Genomic DNA, 17,776 nt, shown 5'->3' with positions numbered 1-17,776 from the left:
ATGACGATCAGTCAAACAATTAGTGATTTCGTCACCTTAGCCATCAAATCTGGAGGCTGGATGGAGCTGGATCGCATTTATTTGCAAAACCGCGTATTGGCATTGATCGGCGAAGATGTGATGGAAGAAACGGTGCAACAAGAAGCCGCGTCCTCACTGATATTGATGGATAAGCTCGTTGAAAAAGCCATAGAAAATCAGGTTATTGGTGAGACAATGGCAGAACGTGAACAATTTGAAGCCCAGTTAATGGATTTTTTAACACCACCACCATCAGTGGTCAACGCATTTTTTGCGCAACATTATGCCAATGAGCCAAAAGAAGCCACGGATTACTTTTTTGCCTTGTCTAAACAAAATGATTATATTAAAACCAGACGTATTGCAAAGAATATCGTTTTCCCTGTCCATACGGAATATGGCGAATTGGAGATCACCATAAATTTATCCAAACCCGAAAAAGATCCGAAAGAAATCGCTGCAGAAGGAAAAAGTGTCCAAGTCGATTATCCAAAGTGTATGCTTTGCTTAGAAAATGAAGGCTATCAAGGACGGAGCAACTACCCTGCACGAGCCAACCATCGTATTATTCGCATGAATCTGGACAATGAAGCTTGGGGCTTCCAATATTCGCCGTATGCGTATTACAACGAGCATTCGATTTTCCTATCATTGACCCATCGGCCAATGAAAATCAATAAGCAAACTTTTACTCGACTACTTCAAATCGTAGAAGTGATGCCACATTATTTTGTCGGGTCTAATGCGGACTTGCCAATTGTCGGCGGATCGATTCTTTCACACGATCATTATCAAGGCGGTCGCCATGAATTTGCTATGGCCAAGGCAGTCATTGAAAAAGAATTTGCATTGACTGGCTTTTCGGATGTCACAGCTGGAATCGTTAAGTGGCCAATGTCGGTGATTCGATTACAAGCCAAAGACAAACAGAAATTGGCGTTGGCTTCAGCGTATATTTTGACTCAATGGCGCAACTATTCTGATCCAAGTGTTATGATCCGTGCTTTTTCAAAAGACGGTACGCCGCATCATACGGTAACGCCGATTGCAAGAAAAAAAGGTGCATTCTTTGAAATGGATCTCGTCTTGCGTGACAACAATGTATCAGAAGAACATCCAGATGGCATTTTCCATCCCCACAAAGAGGTGCAGCATATCAAGAAAGAAAACATCGGCTTGATCGAAGTCATGGGTTTGGCAGTTTTGCCACCACGCTTGGCACCTGAATTAAAAGAAGTAGCGAAGTATCTTCTTGATCAACCAAATCAAATGGCTGCGTATCATCAAACTTGGGCGGATGAGCTGAAAGCAACCCATCTGAATCTAACTGATGAAAATGTTGAAGCGATATTGCATGAAGCTGTTGGACATATTTTTGCCGAAGTATTGGCTCATGCCGGTGTCTTCAAACGTGATACCGAGGGCAAAGCTGCGTTTCAAACATTTATCGATCAGTTATGATCAATGCTATCTAGGAGAAAAAGGAGGGACAGAATGGCTACGATCAAAGATATTGCCCAACATGCTGGTGTCTCACCGGCAACTGTCTCACGTGTTTTAAATTACGATAGCGAATTATCCGTGAGTGGTGAAACCAAAGAAAAAATTTTTAAAGCAGCAGAAGCCTTGAATTATACCAAACATAAGAAAAAGGCAGCAGAAACCAGCAGTATTCGTTTGATCCAATGGTTCAATACGGAAGAAGAGTTAGCGGATCTGTACTATTTAGCGATTCGTTTGGGCATCGAAAACAAAGCAGAAGAGTTAGGGATTCGTTTGCTCAAAGAACCTTTCGATGCCTTGACAGATACGCCGGTTGACGGAACGATCACGATTGGCAAATTTGGTGATCAACAGATCCAACAATTGAAAAAAAGTCAGAAACATCTCTTGATGGTCGATTTCGATGCGCTTTCTTATGGGGTGGATTCTTTGGTGGTGGACTTTCAGCAAGCAGTTGACCTGGTGATCGATGCGTTTATTGCGAAAGGACATCAGCGTATTGGCTTACTGTCGGGTATTGAATATACGAAAGATCATCAGCAAGAAATCATTGATCCCAGACAGTACTTTTTTGAAGGGCGTTTGCGGCAATTAAAATTGTATGACGCGAAGTATTTATTGCAAGCCCCGTTCACGGTTGAAGGCGGCTATCTGGCAATGAAGGCCTTTTTGGCCAGCGGCGAACAACTACCGACAGCTTTTTTTGCCTCTAGTGATGCTTTGGCCATTGGCGGCATGCGGGCATTGCAAGAAAATGGCATCAACATTCCAGAAGATGTCGCAGTGATTGGCTTCAATGATGTCAGCGTAGCAAAATATGTCACACCGGCGCTGTCTACGATCAAAGTCCATACTGAATGGCTTGGAGAGCTGGCAGTCACCACACTCATGGAGTTGATTGCTTCTCCTGCACCGGTTCCCAGAAAGGTCACGATCGCCACGGAATTGATCAACCGTGCGTCTAGTGAGAGACCGGCAAAGTGATCGTAACCAGTCCTTGATCGACCAGTGATAAAGTTTAAACAGCAAGCTTGATTTCTAGGTGATGTTTTCAAACCATAGAATCAAGGGACTGTTTAAGCTTTTTTTGTACTTGTTGGGCAATCAGCTAGAATATGGTAGAATATGAGAGAGTTTTTTGAATGGGGAGATAGCAGCATGAAAACATTAGCGATCGACACGTCTAACCAAACATTGGCAATTGCCGTGGTTGACGGTCATCAAATTCTAGGACAAAGCCAAACGATGGCTGTCAAAAATCATAGTACAGCTTTGATGCCCGCCATCCAGCAAATGATGCAAACGATCAATGTGAAACCGAGTGATTTGGCACAAATCGTTGTGGCCAAAGGACCCGGGTCATATACTGGTTTGCGGATCGGTGTAACGACAGCTAAAACATTAGCCCAAACATTAGCGATTCCGCTGATTGGTGTATCTAGCTTAAAGACGGTCGCCGCAAACTGCGTGGGGGTATCTCAGTGGATCATTCCGCTTTTTGATGCCCGAAGAAACAATGTCTATACGGGTGTATATCAATGGCAAGGAGATACTTTGATGACTGTCATTGCAGATCAACATATGTCTCTAAGCAGTTTGTTGGCCTTGTTGAAAAAGGAAACCTCGGGAGAAGTATTGTTTGTGGGCAGCGACACAGCTAAATTTGCTGCGACGATCAAGGAGGAAATGCCTCTTGCTGTAATCAATCAAGTGTCTGTATGGGATTACCCGTCTGCGGCGGTCTTGGCTTTTCTCGCAGACCAAGAAGCGCCTGAAGCGTCGCTCCATGCATTCGTTCCATCCTATTTAAAATTAGTTGAAGCAGAAGAGAATTGGTTGGCCACACATGAAGCTGGAGCAGATGCCTATGTTGAAAAAATTTAAGGCAATCAAAGGCAAGTTGTCGTTGTTTCGACACATTCAATATCCTGTAAGAGAAGTCGATCTGAGGGGAACTACTTATGTTTTCCGTGAATTGGTCGGCGATGATATCAAAGAATTGCTGCAAGTGGAACGACTGGTTTATGCGGGGGAACTACCCTGGACAAAAAGTGCTTTTTTGTCGGAATTGTATTCTCGGGTACAACACCTTTACATCGGTGTCTTGTTTCAAGAACGAATGATTGGCTTTGCTGGTGTCCGTATTTTGGGCGGCGATGCCCATGTGACCAATATTGCGATCATTCCCGAGTATCAAGGAAAAGGTATCGGTTCTTTTGTGTTGGGAGAATTAGAACATTATGCCAGAAAACAAAGATGTGATCGTTTGACATTAGAGGTGCGGTTAAGCAATCGGGATGCACAGCGATTATATCGACAATTGGGCTTTATTTCTCAAGCAATCAAGGCTGCGTACTATACGGAAGGCAATGAAGATGCATTGGATATGGTGAAGTATCTCCATGGATAAACAGTCTAGTACTAGACCTACAGCGCAGCAACTGTGGGCATTGGCGGATGCCAGTTATCCAACAGGCTCCCCATGGCAAGTGGCACAATTTGCTGAAGATCTTAAACATCCTCTTAGTCAATATCTGATCAAAGAATCGAGCCAGCCTTCTAAATTGATTGCTTTTCTCAGTTATCAGCAAGTCTTGGATGAAGCAGAGGTATTCAACCTTGCTGTTGATCCTGAATATCAAGGTCGCGGGATTGCCAAAGAATTGCTGCAAGCACTTTTTGCAGCTGTGCAACATGCAGGTGGCACACGGATTTTATTGGAAGTCCGCGCGTCAAACATGCAAGCCCAAGCGTTGTATCTACGCACAGGATTTGTCATCATTGGGCGCAGAAAAAATTATTATCAACATCCCCAAGAGGATGCACTTATTATGGAAAAGAAAGTAGGCGAATAAATCAAATGAATGAATTGATTTTAGCCATTGAAAGTAGTTGTGACGAAACCAGCGTTGCTGTCATCCAAAATGGCGAAACGATCCTAAGCAATATCGTCGCTTCGCAAATCAAAAGCCACCAACGCTTCGGTGGTGTGGTTCCCGAAGTGGCTAGTCGGCATCACGTAGAACAAATCACGATCTGTATTGAAGATGCCCTAACACAAGCAAAGGTCGAACCAGCTGATCTATCAGCAGTGGCTGTCACGTATGGTCCAGGCTTAGTCGGCGCTTTATTGATTGGTCTTTCTGCAGCCAAAGCCTTTGCTTGGGCTCATGACTTGCCTTTGTTGCCTGTCAATCATATGGCCGGGCATATTTATGCTGCTCGATTTGTCAAACCGCTGGAATTCCCTTTAATGGCTTTACTTGTTAGTGGTGGCCACACGGAGTTGGTTTATATGGTCGAAGATGGTTCTTTTGAGATCATCGGCGAAACCCGAGATGATGCAGCTGGAGAAGCCTATGACAAAGTTGGCCGGGTCTTGGGTCTGCCTTATCCAAGCGGCAAAGAAATTGATCGCTTGGCACATACTGGGCAAGACACCTACCATTTTCCACGTGCCATGATCCATGAAGACAACTTTGATTTTAGTTTTAGCGGTCTGAAAAGTGCATTTATCAATCACGTCCACAATGCCGAACAACGAGGAGAAACCTTGGTGCCTGCTGATTTGGCTGCAAGTTTTCAAGCAAGTGTCGTTGACGTGCTCGTCTATAAAACGATCAAAGCCTGCCAAACATTCCCGGTGAAGCAATTGATCATCGCTGGTGGGGTGGCGGCGAACCAAGGATTGCGCGAAGCGCTTGAAGCGGCCATGCTTGCCCATCCAGAAATTGAATTGCTGATTCCACCCCTGCGGCTTTGCGGGGATAATGCAGCAATGATTGGTGCTTATGCCCATATCGCTTTGCAAAAACAACGGTTTGGTTCCCTAGCAGTCAATGCTGATCCGAGTTTAAGTTTTATGCATTTTCAAAAAAACTAAATCTGGCCGATAAAATCAAGGAAACTTGATTTTATCGGTTTTTTTTGACTATCAAGCAGCAATAGGGCTGGCATAAAATAATTATAAATGTATTTTTATTTATTTAATGGCTTTATATTGTATTTTATTTCTAAAATTGTTATGATTATGAATAGATATCAACTGAAAGGTGGTAACCCTATGTATTCGATTTTCCAAGGACGCAGCTTTTTAGCAGAAAAAGATTTCAGTCAAGCGGAATTACAGTATTTGATTGATTTTGCACAACATTTAAAGGCTATGAAGCAACAGCATTTGCCGCATCATTATCTTGCAGGAAAGAACATTGCATTGTTGTTTGAAAAAACATCTACAAGGACACGAGCGGCTTTTACGGTGGCAACAACTGACCTGGGGGCACATCCCGAATTTCTTGGTGCCAACGACATTCAATTAGGGACGAAAGAGTCGGTAGAAGATACAGCGAAAGTGTTGGGGCGAATGTTTGATGGTATCGAATATCGCGGGTCAAGCCAAGCAGTAGTGACACAATTGGCAGAGTCGGCTGGGGTACCTGTTTGGAATGGTTTGACAGATGAGTGGCATCCAACCCAAATGATTGCCGATTTTCTAACGATCCAAGAAAATTTTGGGCGATTGGCTGGTTTGACGATCGCTTATTGCGGCGATGGCCGCAATAATGTCGCGCATTCCTTGTTGGTCACTAGTGCCATCTTGGGGGTCAATATCCATATTGTGACACCGTCAGCATTGCAACCTGAAAAGCAAATTGTGGCACTTGCACAAAGCTATGCGGACCAATCAGGCGCAACGATTCAAATCACGGATCAAGTGTCAGAAGGAGTCTTAGGGGCAGATGTGATCTACACCGATGTCTGGGTATCCATGGGAGAAGAAGATCAGTTTGAAAAACGGATCAAACAATTGCTGCCATATCAAGTCAATCAGCGGTTGATTGATCAAACGCAAAACGAGCAAGTCATCTTTATGCATTGTTTGCCAGCGTTTCATGACAGTCAAACGCGTTACGGACGAGAGGCGGCCGCAAAATATGGTATTCATGAAATGGAGGTCACGGATGAAGTATTTCGAAGTGACTATGCCCGTCAGTTTGATCAAGCAGAGAACCGGCTGCATTCAATCAAAGCCATCATGGCGGCGACTGCTGGCAACCTGTTTATTCCCAAAGTCTAAAAATGAGTTTTTGGTTAAAGCGGCAACTGATCCTAGCCAAAAACTGAATTCTTTGTTATACTTTTTGGGAAGTCAATAGCAATGATTTGATGATGCAAGAAAAGTAACCTTCAACAGTCATTAAAGCGAATTCGGGATGGTGGAAGCCGAATGGACGTGAGCGTGAAACGCACTTGTGAGAATTTGCCTAGCAAACGGAATTCTGCCGTTATCAGAAGTAAAGTGGGTCCAAATAGGACAATCAGAGTGGTACCGCGGGAAATCTCGTCTCTAGTGCATCGTTATGCGCTAGAGGCTTTTTTATTTGCGCATCTTGCAGCAATCGATCAATGCCAAACAAACAGGAGGTCAAACAATGAATAACAAAGAAATCGTCGCCCAAGCCATTTATCAAGTCGTCAAAGAAGACTTGACCATTGAACAAGTTCAACAATTGTTAGAAAATCCAAAGTCAGTCGATCATGGAGATGTCGCTTTTCCAGCATTTGCATTGGCTAAAGCCTATCGCAAAGCACCGCAGCAAATTGCCGCAGAGTTGGCTGAGAAAATCGATGGCACATCATTTGAAAAAATTGAAGTCGTGGGTCCTTATTTGAACTTTTTTATGGATAAATCAGTCATTTCAGCACATGTCTTGACGACAGTCATCAAAGAAAAAAACCATTATGGTGACCAAACCGTCGGCAATCAACAAACAGTGCCGATCGACATGTCATCACCCAATATTGCAAAACCTATTTCAATGGGGCATCTACGCTCGACCGTGATTGGAAATTCGATCGGGTTTATTTTGGAAAAAATTGGTTACCAGCCAATTCGTATCAATCACTTAGGCGATTGGGGCACCCAATTTGGTAAGTTGATCGTGGCTTATAAAAAATGGGGCTCTGAAGCAGCGGTCAAAGCAGAACCAATCAATGAATTGCTGCGTCTATACGTTGATTTTCATGAAAAAGCAGAGACGGATAAACATTTAGAAGATGAAGCCCGTGCTTGGTTCAAAAAACTTGAAGATGGTGATGAAGAAGCCATCCAATTGTGGCAGTGGTTCCGAGATGAGTCAATGAAAGAGTTCAATAAAATCTATGATATGCTGGAAGTCTCTTTCGATTCATTGAATGGCGAAGCTTTTTATAATGACAAGATGACAGAAGTTGTTGAGTTGTTAGAAGAAAAACATTTATTGAAAGAAGATCAAGGTGCAGAAATCGTAGACTTATCTGCATATGATCTCAATCCAGCCTTGATCCGCAAATCTGATGGGGCAACATTATATATTACCCGTGATATGGCAGCAGCGCTTTACCGCAAACGGACGTATGATTTTGCCAAATCATTGTATGTTGTCGGCAACGAGCAAAGCTATCATTTCAAACAACTGAAAGCAGTCTTGAAAGAAATGAACTTTGACTGGTCAGATGATATGACCCATGTACCATTTGGTTTGATCACAAAAGATGGCAAAAAACTATCCACTAGAAAAGGCAAAATCGTCTTATTAGAAGAAGTGTTGAATGAAGCCATTGCATCTGCCAATGCCCAGATCACAGAAAAAAATCCAACATTGGTCAATAAAGAAGAAGTGGCCAAACAAGTCGGCGTTGGGGCTGTTGTTTTCCACGATTTAAAAAATGATCGTTTGAACAACTTTGATTTTACACTAGAAGAAGTCGTTCGATTCGAAGGAGAAACTGGACCTTATGTTCAATACTCACACGCTCGTGCTATGAGTATTCTTGATAAAGCTGGCTTTACACCAGATACTGCGGCAATCACTGGTTTGTCAGACGCTGATAGTTGGGAAGTCATCAAATTGATTCAACGTTATCCAGAAACCATTTTGCAAGCGGCTGAAAAATATGAACCATCTGTTATTGCCAAACATGCCATCAAATTGGCACAAGCCTTCAACAAATATTATGCCAATGTCAAAATCTTGGCAGAAGACGGGCAAAAAGAAGCACGTTTGGCGTTGGTATATGCTGTGACAGTATTGTTGAAAGAAGATTTACGCTTACTGGGCTTACACGCGCCGGATAAAATGTAAAACAATCTGTATTTTTTGCAACGATAAAAACCACGTCTCCCAAAATGTATTTTTAGGGAGACGTGGTTTTTTGTCATAATGAAGTGATAAATATATTTTACAACACAGCATGTGCTTGAATGAAGTCAAAAAACTTTTCGGCATCTTCTTCCGTCCGTGAAATCACTGCGACTGTATCAAAGCCTGCCAATGAACAGACTTTTTCGGGCATCGTCACATCATCGATGGCTGCTGCCAGCAAAGGGGCATTGTCAGGAATCGTGTGGATCAATGTCATAAATTGGACGCGGTCGATTTTGGTCACGACTTCTTCGATCATTTGTGCCAAACGCTGCTCTTCAACTTTTTCATTATCAGATGAATGCAAACCTTGGAAAATAACAAATTTGGTTTGACCAGTTTCATCTGGTATTTTGACGATTTTCATATCACGGATATCCCGAGAAATAGTGGCTTGTGTTGCTGTCACACCGTGCTTTTCTAACTGCTGCAGTAATTCGTCTTGGGTACGCACAGTATGTTCAGTGATGATTTGTCGAATCAATAAATGGCGATCAGCTTTACGCATAGGTCAAACTCCTTTAGATGATTGAATGAATCAGCCCTATCATAGCAGAAAATCAAGGAAATGCCCAGAAATTCTACTAAAAAGATCAGATATGGAATGTTTTGCAGCAATGATTACTGGTATTTTTTTGTTGAATCAGTTGCATTTATCAAATAGCTACTGTATACTGTTTAAGGCGTCAGTTTTTCGATGCTATTATCCCACATCTTGCTCCATCTGCGAAGTGGTGCTGACGATCGTCAGTTCTTCAAAGAGCAAAAGAACAAGAGAGGAAAACAAAAAAACCAATTGGAGGAAACACAACATGGCAGTAATCTCAATGAAACAATTACTAGAAGCCGGCGTACACTTTGGTCACCAAACACGTCGCTGGAACCCAAAAATGAAGAAATATATCTTCACAGAAAGAAACGGCATCTACATCATTGACTTGCAAAAAACAGTTAAATTAGTAGATGTGGCTTATGACTACATGAAAAATGTTGCTGAAGAAGGCGGCGTTGCTTTGTTCGTAGGAACAAAAAAACAAGCGCAAGAAGCAATCAAAGAAGAAGCAATCCGTTCAGGTCAATACTATGTCAACCATCGTTGGTTAGGTGGAACATTGACAAACTGGGAAACAATCCAAAAGCGTGTTTCTCGCTTGAAACAAATCAATAAAATGGAAGAAGACGGTACATTCGAATTACTTCCTAAAAAAGAAGTCGTTGGTTTGAACAAAGAACGTGAACGTCTTGAAAAATTCTTGGGTGGTATCGCTGATATGCCTAGAATTCCAGATGTAATGTACGTTGTTGACCCACGCAAAGAGCGCATTGCGATCCAAGAAGCGCGTAAATTAAATATCCCAATCGTAGCCATGGTTGATACAAACTGCGATCCAGATGAAATCGATGTTGTGATCCCATCAAACGATGACGCAATCCGCGCCGTTAAATTGATCACTGCTAAAATGGCAGATGCTTTCATCGAAGGCAATCAAGGGGAAGACCAAGTAGTAGAAGAAGACTTCGCTGCTGAGTCAACTGAAAACGCAACTTCAATCGAAGAAATCGTTGATGTTGTCGAAGGCGACAACGCATCAGCTGAATAATAAATGATGGAGCTGTTTCAAAGGCTAGGCGCCAAGCCTCACTCTCCTTTGAAACAGCTTTTTTTAAAGACAAGAATACTTGTTCAAAAACATTTAGGAGGAAACAAATAATGGCAGAAGTAACAGCTAAATTAGTAAAAGAATTACGCGATATGACTGGTGTAGGTATGATGGACGCAAAACGTGCATTGGTTGAAGTAGAAGGCGACATCGAAAAAGCAGTCGACTTGTTACGTGAAAAAGGCATGGCTAAAGCAGCGAAGAAAAATGACCGAATCGCAGCAGAAGGATTGGCTTCAGTAGCAATCAATGGCAACACAGCGGCTATCGTTGAAGTAAACTCTGAAACTGACTTTGTTTCTAAAAATGAAATGTTCCAAGATCTAGTTAAAGAAATCGCTGAAGTGATCGCGGCCAACAAGCCAGCTGATATGGATGCTGCAATGCAATTAGAAACGTCTAAAGGCAAAATGGAAGCAGTTCTAATCGAAGCAACACAAGTCATTGGTGAAAAAATCAGCTTCCGTCGTTTTGAAGTTGTTGAAAAAGATGATAACGCAGCATTTGGCGGCTACTTGCACATGGGCGGACGTATCGCTGTTTTAACTGTTCTTGAAGGCACAACGGATGAAACAGTAGCCAAAGACGTTGCGATGCACGTTGCTGCAATCAATCCACGCTATGTAAACGAAGAACAAATCTCTCAAGAAGAATTAGACCATGAAAAACAAGTCTTAACAGAACAAGCGTTGAACGAAGGCAAACCAGCCAACATTGTTGAAAAAATGGTTGAAGGCCGCTTGAAGAAATTTAAAGCTGAAATTGCTTTAGTTGACCAACCTTTTGTTAAAGACCCAGATATGACTGTTGAAAAATATGTTGCTTCTAAAGGTGCAACTGTGAAATCATTTGTTCGTTTTGAAGTCGGCGAAGGTATCGAAAAACGTGAAGATAACTTTGTTGAAGAAGTAATGAGCCAAGTGAAAAAATAATTCTGTTCCTTGAACAGATGGGAACGCATGGAAGTGCGCTCCCTTTTTTTAAGCAAAAACAGTTTTGCAAAAGAATGAAGATAATTTCAACGAAAGAACACCAATATGCTACAATAGTATTGGAGAATGTGTGGAGGAATCATAATGGTCAAACCTAAATATCAACGTGTTGTGTTAAAATTAAGCGGCGAAGCACTTGCAGGTGACGAAGGTTTCGGTATCAAACCGCCAACGATTCAAGAAATCGTCAAAGAAATCAAAGATGTACATGAATTAGGTGTTGAAATGGCGATCGTTGTCGGCGGCGGCAACATCTGGCGCGGACAAATTGGCGCCCAAATGGGTATGGAACGAGCACAAGCGGATTATATGGGGATGTTGGCAACAGTCATGAATGCATTGGCTTTGCAAGATACGTTGGAAAATGCAGGTGTACCTACGCGTGTGCAAACATCGATTGAAATGCGTCAAATCGCAGAACCTTATATCCGTCGCAGAGCAGAGCGTCATTTGGAAAAAGGACGGATCGTGATTTTTGCCGGAGGTACCGGAAATCCTTATTTTTCTACGGATACGACAGCTGCATTGCGTGCTGCTGAAATCAATGCTGATGTTATTTTAATGGCTAAAAACAATGTTGATGGTGTTTACTCAGCGGATCCTAAAGTGGATCAAAATGCTGTGAAGTTTGAGGAATTGACCCATTTAGATGTAATCTCTAAAGGATTGCAAGTCATGGATTCAACTGCAAGTTCTTTAAGCATGGACAACGATATTCCACTAGTTGTCTTTAATTTAAACGAAACAGGCAATATTCGTCGTGCTATTTTAGGCGAAAATATTGGCACAACAGTAAGGGGGAAATAAAATGGCAGACAAGATTTTAACAGAAGCAACTGATAAAATGAAAAAGGCAGCAGAAAACTTGCAACGGGAATTGGGACAAATTCGCGCTGGACGTGCAAATGCGAGCATTTTGGACCGTGTGATGGTCACTTATTATGGTGTCCCAACACCATTGAACCAAATGGCATCAATCACAATTCCTGAAGCAAGAATTTTGATGATCACACCATTTGACAAAACAATGATCCAAGAAATCGAAAAATCGATCATGCAAAGTGATATTGGTATTACACCCGCCAATGACGGAAATGTGATTCGTTTAGTGATTCCACAATTAACTGAAGAACGCCGGAAAGAATTGGCCAAAGATGTCAAAAAAGAAGCTGAAAATGCCAAAATTGCAGTCCGCAATATTCGGCGTGATGCGATGGAAGCATACAAGAAGCAAGAAAAAGCTGGCGATATCACGGTAGATGATTTGCGTGAATCTGAAAAAGAAGTGCAAACATTGACAGATAACAGCATCAAAGAGATCGATGGCATTGCTGCTGAAAAAGAACAAGAACTACTAGAAGTGTAAGGTTGAATAAAGGGGCTGCAGGCGCAGCCTCTTTTTTTGGCTAAAAATAGCGCTTGTTTTTTTGTTTTTTCTTAATATGAAATTCTTTTTTTCGGTTTTCATAGGCAAGAAATGTGATTATTGTTATAATGATAAAGATAAATTTCAAGAAATGGAAGAGGAGCGAATAGGATGTTGCGTTTTTTTCCACAAAAAGACAAATATATCAAAGAAGCAGCAGTCCATCCCTTTGATGCGACACTGCCGATACCTATGCATATCGCGATCATTATGGATGGCAATGGTCGATGGGCCCAAAATCGGCGTCTGCCCCGTGTAGCTGGACACAAAGAAGGAATGGAAACAGTCAAAAAAATCACCACCCACGCTTCAAGATTAGGTGTCAAAGTATTGACTTTGTATGCATTTTCAACTGAAAACTGGAAGCGGCCGAATGATGAAGTGGATTATCTCATGCAATTGCCCGTTGATTTTTTTGATACGTTTGTCCCTGAATTGATCAAAGAAAATGTTAAAGTCCATGTCATGGGTTTTACTGAATCACTGCCTGCCCATACGCAAGAAGCTGTTCGTCGAGCAATCGAACAAACCAAAGACAATACTGGAATGGTATTGAATTTTGCCTTAAATTACGGTAGTCGAGCTGAGATGCTGCAAGCAATCCAGTCATTATATCAGGAAATGGCATTAGAAAACGAACCATCCGAAATTACGGAAGAAATGATCGATCAGCGCTTGATGACGGGTTTTTTGCCCGCTAAATTGCGGAATCCTGAATTGGTGATCCGTACGAGTGGCGAAGAACGGATCAGTAATTTTTTGTTGTGGCAAATTGCCTACAGCGAATTGTTTTTCACCAAAGCATTGTGGCCAGATTTTGATCCTGCTTTGTTAGAAGATGCGATCGGAAGCTTTCAACAACGCAATCGGCGTTTTGGCGGCTTAGCACAGAAGGAGGAAGAAGAGTGAGACAACGAGTGATTACTGCAGTTATCGCTTTGGCTTTTTTCTTGCCAATCATTTATATTGGCGGAATTGCGATTGAACTACTAGCTGCATTGTTAGCTGGTATTGGTGTATTTGAATTATTTCGTATGAAAGGTTTGGCTGTTTTAAGCTTTGAAGGGATATTGGCGATGATTGGTGCGGTTATTTTAGTATTGCCGCAAGATCGCTGGTTCGCTTTTTTGCCTGATGGAACAGATAAAAGTGCATTATATTATTTTGTCGTTTTGCTGTTATTAGGGATTGCAGTCATTTCCAAAAATACGTATACCTTTGATGAAGCAGGTTTTCCCGTATTAGCAAGTTTATATACGGGTGTCGGTTTTGAACGTTTCTTAACAGCACGTTCAGCAACAGACGGATTAGTAGTATTGGTTTTTGGTTTATTCGTGGTTTGGGCCACTGATATCGGTGCTTATATGGCGGGTAGACGCTTTGGACAGCATAAACTTTGGCCGGATATTTCGCCAAACAAGACCATCGAAGGTGCGCTAGGCGGGATTGCATCGGCAGTTGTGGTGGCTGCTGTTTATTTGCTGGCTTTTCCTGGAAAAGATTACTTTGGTCATGGGACACTTTTGATGATCTTATTAACGATCATCTTTTCGATTGCAGGTCAATTTGGAGATTTAGTGGAATCAGCGATCAAACGGCATTATGGTGTAAAGGACTCAGGCAATATTTTGCCAGGTCATGGAGGGATTTTGGATCGTTTCGATAGTATGCTCTTCGTCTTTCCAATCATGTATTTGTTCGGTGTTTTCTAAATCAAGCGCAATCAAGAAGTCCAGCATAGCTGTGACTTCTTTTTTTACATTCTTGTTACAAGCAGAATGTGAGTTTCTCAATGTGCAGCGGTATGATAAAATAAGGAAAGGTTGCCCTGATAGATAGGGAACCTGCGAAAGAGAGGAACCAATATGAAAACGATTTTGGTGTTTATTATCATCTTTTCTGTGGTGGTTGTGATCCACGAGTTCGGACACTATTTCTTTGCTAAGCGAGCAGGTATCCTCGTAAGGGAATTTGCGATCGGCATGGGACCAAAATTATTTGCGCACCAAGCCAAAGACGGAACGACCTATACGATACGCATGCTGCCTTTGGGCGGTTATGTCCAAATGGCGGGCTGGGGTGAAGACGAAACAGAGATCACACCAGGTATGCCAGTATCTCTGGTGCAAGATGCGACAGGAAAGGTATTGAAAATCAATACAAGCAAAAAGATTCAATTGCAAGAAGCGATTCCAATGGAAGTCACTGCCTTTGATTTAGAAGACAAACTAACGATTTCAGGCTATGTCAATGGCAATGAACAAGAAGTAGCGACGTACAGTGTGGACCATGATGCGTCAATCATTCATGAAGATGGCGTCGAAGTGCGCATCGCACCGTTGGACGTTCAATTCCAATCAGCAAAACTTTGGCAACGGATGTTGACCAACTTTGCCGGTCCAATGAATAACTTTATTTTGGCATTGGTGTTATTCACGGGACTGGTTTTTGCACAAGGCGGTGTCGTCAATCAAGAGGCAACCGTTGTTTCAGGAATCGAATCAGGTTCTGCGGCAGCTGAAGCCGGATTACAAGACGGGGATGAAATTTTGGCCATCAATGGGACAAAAGTGACGAACTGGTCTGAATTGACGACGGAGATCCAGAAGTATCCTGATACGCAAATTACATTAGACGTACAGCGGGCAGATCAAACCCTTGATTTGACAGCTACGCCATCAAGCAATACCTCAGGAAGTCAAACCATTGGGGTCTTGGGTGTTACACCTTCATTGAAAACGGGTATTGGTGCAATTCTGTTAGGTGGTCTGCAAATGACGATGGACAATGCACTTGTGATTTTTAAAGCAGTAGGCAATTTGATTACGCAGCCTGATTTAGATAAACTGGGTGGTCCGGTAGCGATTTTTCAATTGTCCTCTCAAGCTGCTTCTCAAGGTCTGATGACAGTTATTGGTATGATGGCGATGATTTCGATCAACTTAGGGATATTCAACTTATTACCGATTCCAGGTTTAGATGGCGGCAAGCTGGTTTTAAATATCTTAGAAGGCGTACGAGGCAAGCCGATCAGTCAAGAAAAAGAGGGTATCATTACCTTGATCGGGTTTGGTTTTCTGATGCTGTTGATGGTCTTAGTGACTTGGAATGATATTCAGCGTTTCTTCTTTTAAATGGCATATAAGGATCAAAGAGCATCATCGATTCGATAGATTAACGAATTTTTGCAGTGAAGGAGAAAAAAATGAAACAGTCTAAACTGTTGATTCCAACATTACGAGAAACACCAAGTGATGCGGAAACACTTAGTCATCAGCTCTTAGTTAGGGCAGGGTATATACGACAAGCCGCCTCTGGAATTTACATCTATCTTCCTTTGGCGCAACGGGTATTAGAAAAAATCAAGACGGTGATTCGCGAAGAACTTGCGAAAATCGATGCAATCGAAATGGCCATGCCCTCATTACTGCCCTTTGAGCCCTGGGAGGTTTCAGGGCGGGCAGCGCTTTATGGCCATGCCCTTTATCGTCTAAAAGATCGCAATGAGCGGGTAATGGTGTTGGGGCCAACCCATGAAGAGCCCTTTACGGAATTGATCAAAAATGAAGTGACCTCTTATAAAAAATTGCCGCTAAATTTATTTCAAATTCAAACCAAATATCGTGATGAACAACGTCCGCGATTTGGGTTGATTCGCAGCAGAGAATTTCTGATGCAAGACGGTTATTCATTCCATGCAGATACAGAAAGTTTAGATGCCAGTTACCGTCAATATGAAGCGGCGTATCATGCGATTTTTCGTCGTTGCGGTATCGATTATCGGACTGTATTAGGGGATAACGGCGTAATGGGCGGTCATGATTCAAAAGAATTTCTAGCATTATCTGGCATTGGGGAAGAATTGCTTTGCTATTCGACAGAAAGCGACTATGTCGCCAACTGGAAATTGGCCACAAGTCTTTATTCGCCTAAAAAATCGCATGAAACCTTTTTGCCGCTAGAAACATTCCAAGTAGACAATGATCGGCAAATCGACGAGGTAGCTGCAACAGCTGATATAGATCTCAACAAAATCATCCAGTCACACTTATTTTTGGTAGATGATCAAATGGTGATGGTCTTACTTAGAGGTGACCATACAATCAATGAAACCAAAGTAAAACTATTTTTAGCTGGTGAGCAAATCAGGCCATTGTCAGCAGCAGATGCTCAGTCACGCATCGATGAATCTGCACAAGTACGCAGTCCAATCGATTTATCTGCATCGATTCATCTCTATGCAGATCAGCATGTGCAAGATATGACCAATGTGCTTGTGGCTGGAAAAGATGCTAAATCTTATTTGCGTAATGCCAATATTGGTCGAGATTTTCAACCCATCGCTTTTGGTGATTTCCGTTTGGTACAAGAAGGGGATCCTTCACCAGATGGACAAGGTGTCCTTACCTTTACACGGGGGATCGAAGTGGGGCATATTTTCAAGCTGGGTACAAAATATAGTGAAGCCCAACAAGCGACGATCGTCGACGAAAAAGGGCAAGAAACTTCAGTGCTAATGGGGTGTTATGGAATCGGTGTATCTCGCTTACTTGCCACGATCGTCGAACAACATGGCAATGAATACGGAATTGATTGGCCGCAAGAAATTGCACCTTTTGATGTTCATATCATTCAAACAGCAGTAGACGATCCTTATCAAGAGGAACTTTGCCAAGAAGTCGAATCAATGATGAAGCAAGTCGGCTATGATGTCTTGGTGGATGACCGTAATGAACGTGCAGGTGTCAAATTTGCTGACGCTGATTTGATCGGCTGTCCGATCCGTTTGACCATTGGAAAAAAAGCGACTGAGGGTATTGTTGAAATCAAGATCAAGCATAGTGGTGCAACCATTGAAGTGCGCAAAGATGAAGTGGCTTCAACCTTAACGATATTGATGAGCAATCAAGAATAAATCGAGCGAATAAATGATCGAGAGAGGACATCCTTTCTCGATTTTTTAATGAAAGAAAATGGAAAAAGAGGTAT

The 17,776-nt window shown here is 42.3% G+C and carries 17 protein-coding genes and 1 other annotated feature; of the genes, 16 read left to right on the top strand and 1 reads right to left on the bottom strand.

Features of this window, described 5'->3' with window-relative positions:
* The 8 genes from galT to argS all read left to right on the top strand — a co-directional run bounded on the left by galT (position 1) and on the right by argS (position 8,648).
* The gene (galT, locus tag IGI41_RS09625) at positions 1 to 1,482 is read left to right on the top strand and encodes a UDP-glucose--hexose-1-phosphate uridylyltransferase (protein WP_430609576.1); all 1,482 of its coding nucleotides are present in this window, start codon (positions 1 to 3) and stop codon (positions 1,480 to 1,482) included.
* 33 nt (positions 1,483 to 1,515) lie between these two features.
* The gene (locus IGI41_RS09620; protein ID WP_430609575.1) at positions 1,516 to 2,508 is read left to right on the top strand and encodes a LacI family DNA-binding transcriptional regulator; all 993 of its coding nucleotides are present in this window, start codon (positions 1,516 to 1,518) and stop codon (positions 2,506 to 2,508) included.
* Between the two features lie 174 nt (positions 2,509 to 2,682).
* Entirely contained in the window at positions 2,683 to 3,408 is a 726-nt protein-coding gene (tsaB, locus tag IGI41_RS09615) for a tRNA (adenosine(37)-N6)-threonylcarbamoyltransferase complex dimerization subunit type 1 TsaB (RefSeq protein ID WP_430609574.1), read from the top strand.
* Complete coding sequence (rimI, locus tag IGI41_RS09610; protein WP_430609573.1) at positions 3,392 to 3,934, top strand: ribosomal protein S18-alanine N-acetyltransferase; 543 nt, start codon at positions 3,392 to 3,394, stop codon at positions 3,932 to 3,934. Before tsaB ends, rimI (IGI41_RS09610) begins: the two co-directional genes overlap by 17 nt.
* Positions 3,927 to 4,379, top strand: a complete 453-nt coding sequence (rimI, locus tag IGI41_RS09605) for a ribosomal protein S18-alanine N-acetyltransferase (RefSeq protein ID WP_430609572.1) — start codon at positions 3,927 to 3,929, stop codon at positions 4,377 to 4,379. Before rimI (IGI41_RS09610) ends, rimI (IGI41_RS09605) begins: the two co-directional genes overlap by 8 nt.
* Positions 4,380 to 4,384: 5 nt before the next feature.
* A complete protein-coding gene (gene tsaD, locus IGI41_RS09600; RefSeq protein ID WP_430609571.1) occupies positions 4,385 to 5,407 on the top strand; it encodes a tRNA (adenosine(37)-N6)-threonylcarbamoyltransferase complex transferase subunit TsaD in 1,023 nt (340 codons plus the stop codon).
* A 180-nt stretch (positions 5,408 to 5,587) separates the two neighbouring features.
* On the top strand, positions 5,588 to 6,601 hold the full coding sequence (gene argF, locus IGI41_RS09595; protein ID WP_430612800.1) for an ornithine carbamoyltransferase: 1,014 nt from the start codon (positions 5,588 to 5,590) through the stop codon (positions 6,599 to 6,601).
* Between the two features lie 80 nt (positions 6,602 to 6,681).
* Positions 6,682 to 6,876 (top strand) — a binding site (T-box leader).
* An 80-nt stretch (positions 6,877 to 6,956) separates the two neighbouring features.
* Positions 6,957 to 8,648, top strand: a complete 1,692-nt coding sequence (argS, locus tag IGI41_RS09590; RefSeq protein ID WP_430609570.1) for an arginine--tRNA ligase — start codon at positions 6,957 to 6,959, stop codon at positions 8,646 to 8,648.
* A gap of 97 nt (positions 8,649 to 8,745) precedes the next feature.
* Here the strand turns inward: argS and IGI41_RS09585 are convergent, their stop codons facing one another.
* On the bottom strand, positions 8,746 to 9,216 hold the full coding sequence (locus IGI41_RS09585; RefSeq protein ID WP_430609569.1) for an arginine repressor: 471 nt from the start codon (positions 9,214 to 9,216) through the stop codon (positions 8,746 to 8,748).
* 304 nt (positions 9,217 to 9,520) lie between these two features.
* Between IGI41_RS09585 and rpsB the strand changes: the two genes are divergently transcribed.
* The 8 genes from rpsB (at position 9,521) to IGI41_RS09545 (ending at position 17,702) form a co-directional block, all read left to right on the top strand.
* Positions 9,521 to 10,309, top strand: coding sequence for a 30S ribosomal protein S2 (gene rpsB / locus IGI41_RS09580; RefSeq protein WP_430609568.1), 789 nt, complete (start codon positions 9,521 to 9,523; stop codon positions 10,307 to 10,309).
* A 110-nt stretch (positions 10,310 to 10,419) separates the two neighbouring features.
* Positions 10,420 to 11,301: a translation elongation factor Ts gene (gene tsf, locus IGI41_RS09575; protein ID WP_430609567.1), complete on the top strand. Its 882-nt coding sequence runs from the start codon at positions 10,420 to 10,422 to the stop codon at positions 11,299 to 11,301.
* A gap of 144 nt (positions 11,302 to 11,445) precedes the next feature.
* The gene (gene pyrH / locus IGI41_RS09570; RefSeq protein WP_054116500.1) at positions 11,446 to 12,168 is read left to right on the top strand and encodes a UMP kinase; all 723 of its coding nucleotides are present in this window, start codon (positions 11,446 to 11,448) and stop codon (positions 12,166 to 12,168) included.
* Between the two features lies 1 nt (position 12,169).
* Positions 12,170 to 12,727, top strand: a complete 558-nt coding sequence (gene frr, locus IGI41_RS09565; RefSeq protein ID WP_430609566.1) for a ribosome recycling factor — start codon at positions 12,170 to 12,172, stop codon at positions 12,725 to 12,727.
* 171 nt (positions 12,728 to 12,898) lie between these two features.
* Complete coding sequence (locus IGI41_RS09560) at positions 12,899 to 13,696, top strand: isoprenyl transferase (RefSeq protein WP_430609565.1); 798 nt, start codon at positions 12,899 to 12,901, stop codon at positions 13,694 to 13,696.
* Positions 13,693 to 14,499 (top strand): phosphatidate cytidylyltransferase, encoded by an 807-nt coding sequence (locus IGI41_RS09555; RefSeq protein ID WP_430609564.1) that lies wholly within the window; start codon positions 13,693 to 13,695, stop codon positions 14,497 to 14,499. Before IGI41_RS09560 ends, IGI41_RS09555 begins: the two co-directional genes overlap by 4 nt.
* A gap of 153 nt (positions 14,500 to 14,652) precedes the next feature.
* Positions 14,653 to 15,921, top strand: coding sequence for an RIP metalloprotease RseP (gene rseP / locus IGI41_RS09550; protein ID WP_430609563.1), 1,269 nt, complete (start codon positions 14,653 to 14,655; stop codon positions 15,919 to 15,921).
* A gap of 71 nt (positions 15,922 to 15,992) precedes the next feature.
* Entirely contained in the window at positions 15,993 to 17,702 is a 1,710-nt protein-coding gene (locus IGI41_RS09545) for a proline--tRNA ligase (RefSeq protein WP_430609562.1), read from the top strand.
* Positions 17,703 to 17,776: the final 74 nt, after the last annotated feature.

The organism is Enterococcus sp. DIV0876 (assembly GCF_050529585.1).
Classification (GTDB): Bacteria; Bacillota; Bacilli; order Lactobacillales; family Enterococcaceae; genus Enterococcus_D.
Note: the sequence above shows the minus strand (reverse complement) of the source record. Positions and strands in the feature narration are given on the sequence as shown.

What these genes read in the sequence shown, in the direction of transcription:
- tsaB (WP_430609574.1), top strand. Translation starts at nt 2,683, where the DNA reads ATGAAAACATTAGCGATCGACACGTCTAACCAAACATTGGCAATTGCC.
- IGI41_RS09620 (WP_430609575.1), top strand. Translation starts at nt 1,516, where the DNA reads ATGGCTACGATCAAAGATATTGCCCAACATGCTGGTGTCTCACCGGCA.
- tsaD (WP_430609571.1), top strand. Translation starts at nt 4,385, where the DNA reads ATGAATGAATTGATTTTAGCCATTGAAAGTAGTTGTGACGAAACCAGC.
- rseP (WP_430609563.1), top strand. Translation starts at nt 14,653, where the DNA reads ATGAAAACGATTTTGGTGTTTATTATCATCTTTTCTGTGGTGGTTGTG.
- IGI41_RS09585 (WP_430609569.1), bottom strand. Translation starts at nt 9,216, where the DNA reads ATGCGTAAAGCTGATCGCCATTTATTGATTCGACAAATCATCACTGAA.
- argF (WP_430612800.1), top strand. Translation starts at nt 5,588, where the DNA reads ATGTATTCGATTTTCCAAGGACGCAGCTTTTTAGCAGAAAAAGATTTC.
- rimI (WP_430609573.1), top strand. Translation starts at nt 3,392, where the DNA reads ATGTTGAAAAAATTTAAGGCAATCAAAGGCAAGTTGTCGTTGTTTCGA.
- IGI41_RS09545 (WP_430609562.1), top strand. Translation starts at nt 15,993, where the DNA reads ATGAAACAGTCTAAACTGTTGATTCCAACATTACGAGAAACACCAAGT.
- pyrH (WP_054116500.1), top strand. Translation starts at nt 11,446, where the DNA reads ATGGTCAAACCTAAATATCAACGTGTTGTGTTAAAATTAAGCGGCGAA.
- IGI41_RS09560 (WP_430609565.1), top strand. Translation starts at nt 12,899, where the DNA reads ATGTTGCGTTTTTTTCCACAAAAAGACAAATATATCAAAGAAGCAGCA.
- galT (WP_430609576.1), top strand. Translation starts at nt 1, where the DNA reads ATGACGATCAGTCAAACAATTAGTGATTTCGTCACCTTAGCCATCAAA.
- argS (WP_430609570.1), top strand. Translation starts at nt 6,957, where the DNA reads ATGAATAACAAAGAAATCGTCGCCCAAGCCATTTATCAAGTCGTCAAA.
- tsf (WP_430609567.1), top strand. Translation starts at nt 10,420, where the DNA reads ATGGCAGAAGTAACAGCTAAATTAGTAAAAGAATTACGCGATATGACT.
- rimI (WP_430609572.1), top strand. Translation starts at nt 3,927, where the DNA reads ATGGATAAACAGTCTAGTACTAGACCTACAGCGCAGCAACTGTGGGCA.
- frr (WP_430609566.1), top strand. Translation starts at nt 12,170, where the DNA reads ATGGCAGACAAGATTTTAACAGAAGCAACTGATAAAATGAAAAAGGCA.
- rpsB (WP_430609568.1), top strand. Translation starts at nt 9,521, where the DNA reads ATGGCAGTAATCTCAATGAAACAATTACTAGAAGCCGGCGTACACTTT.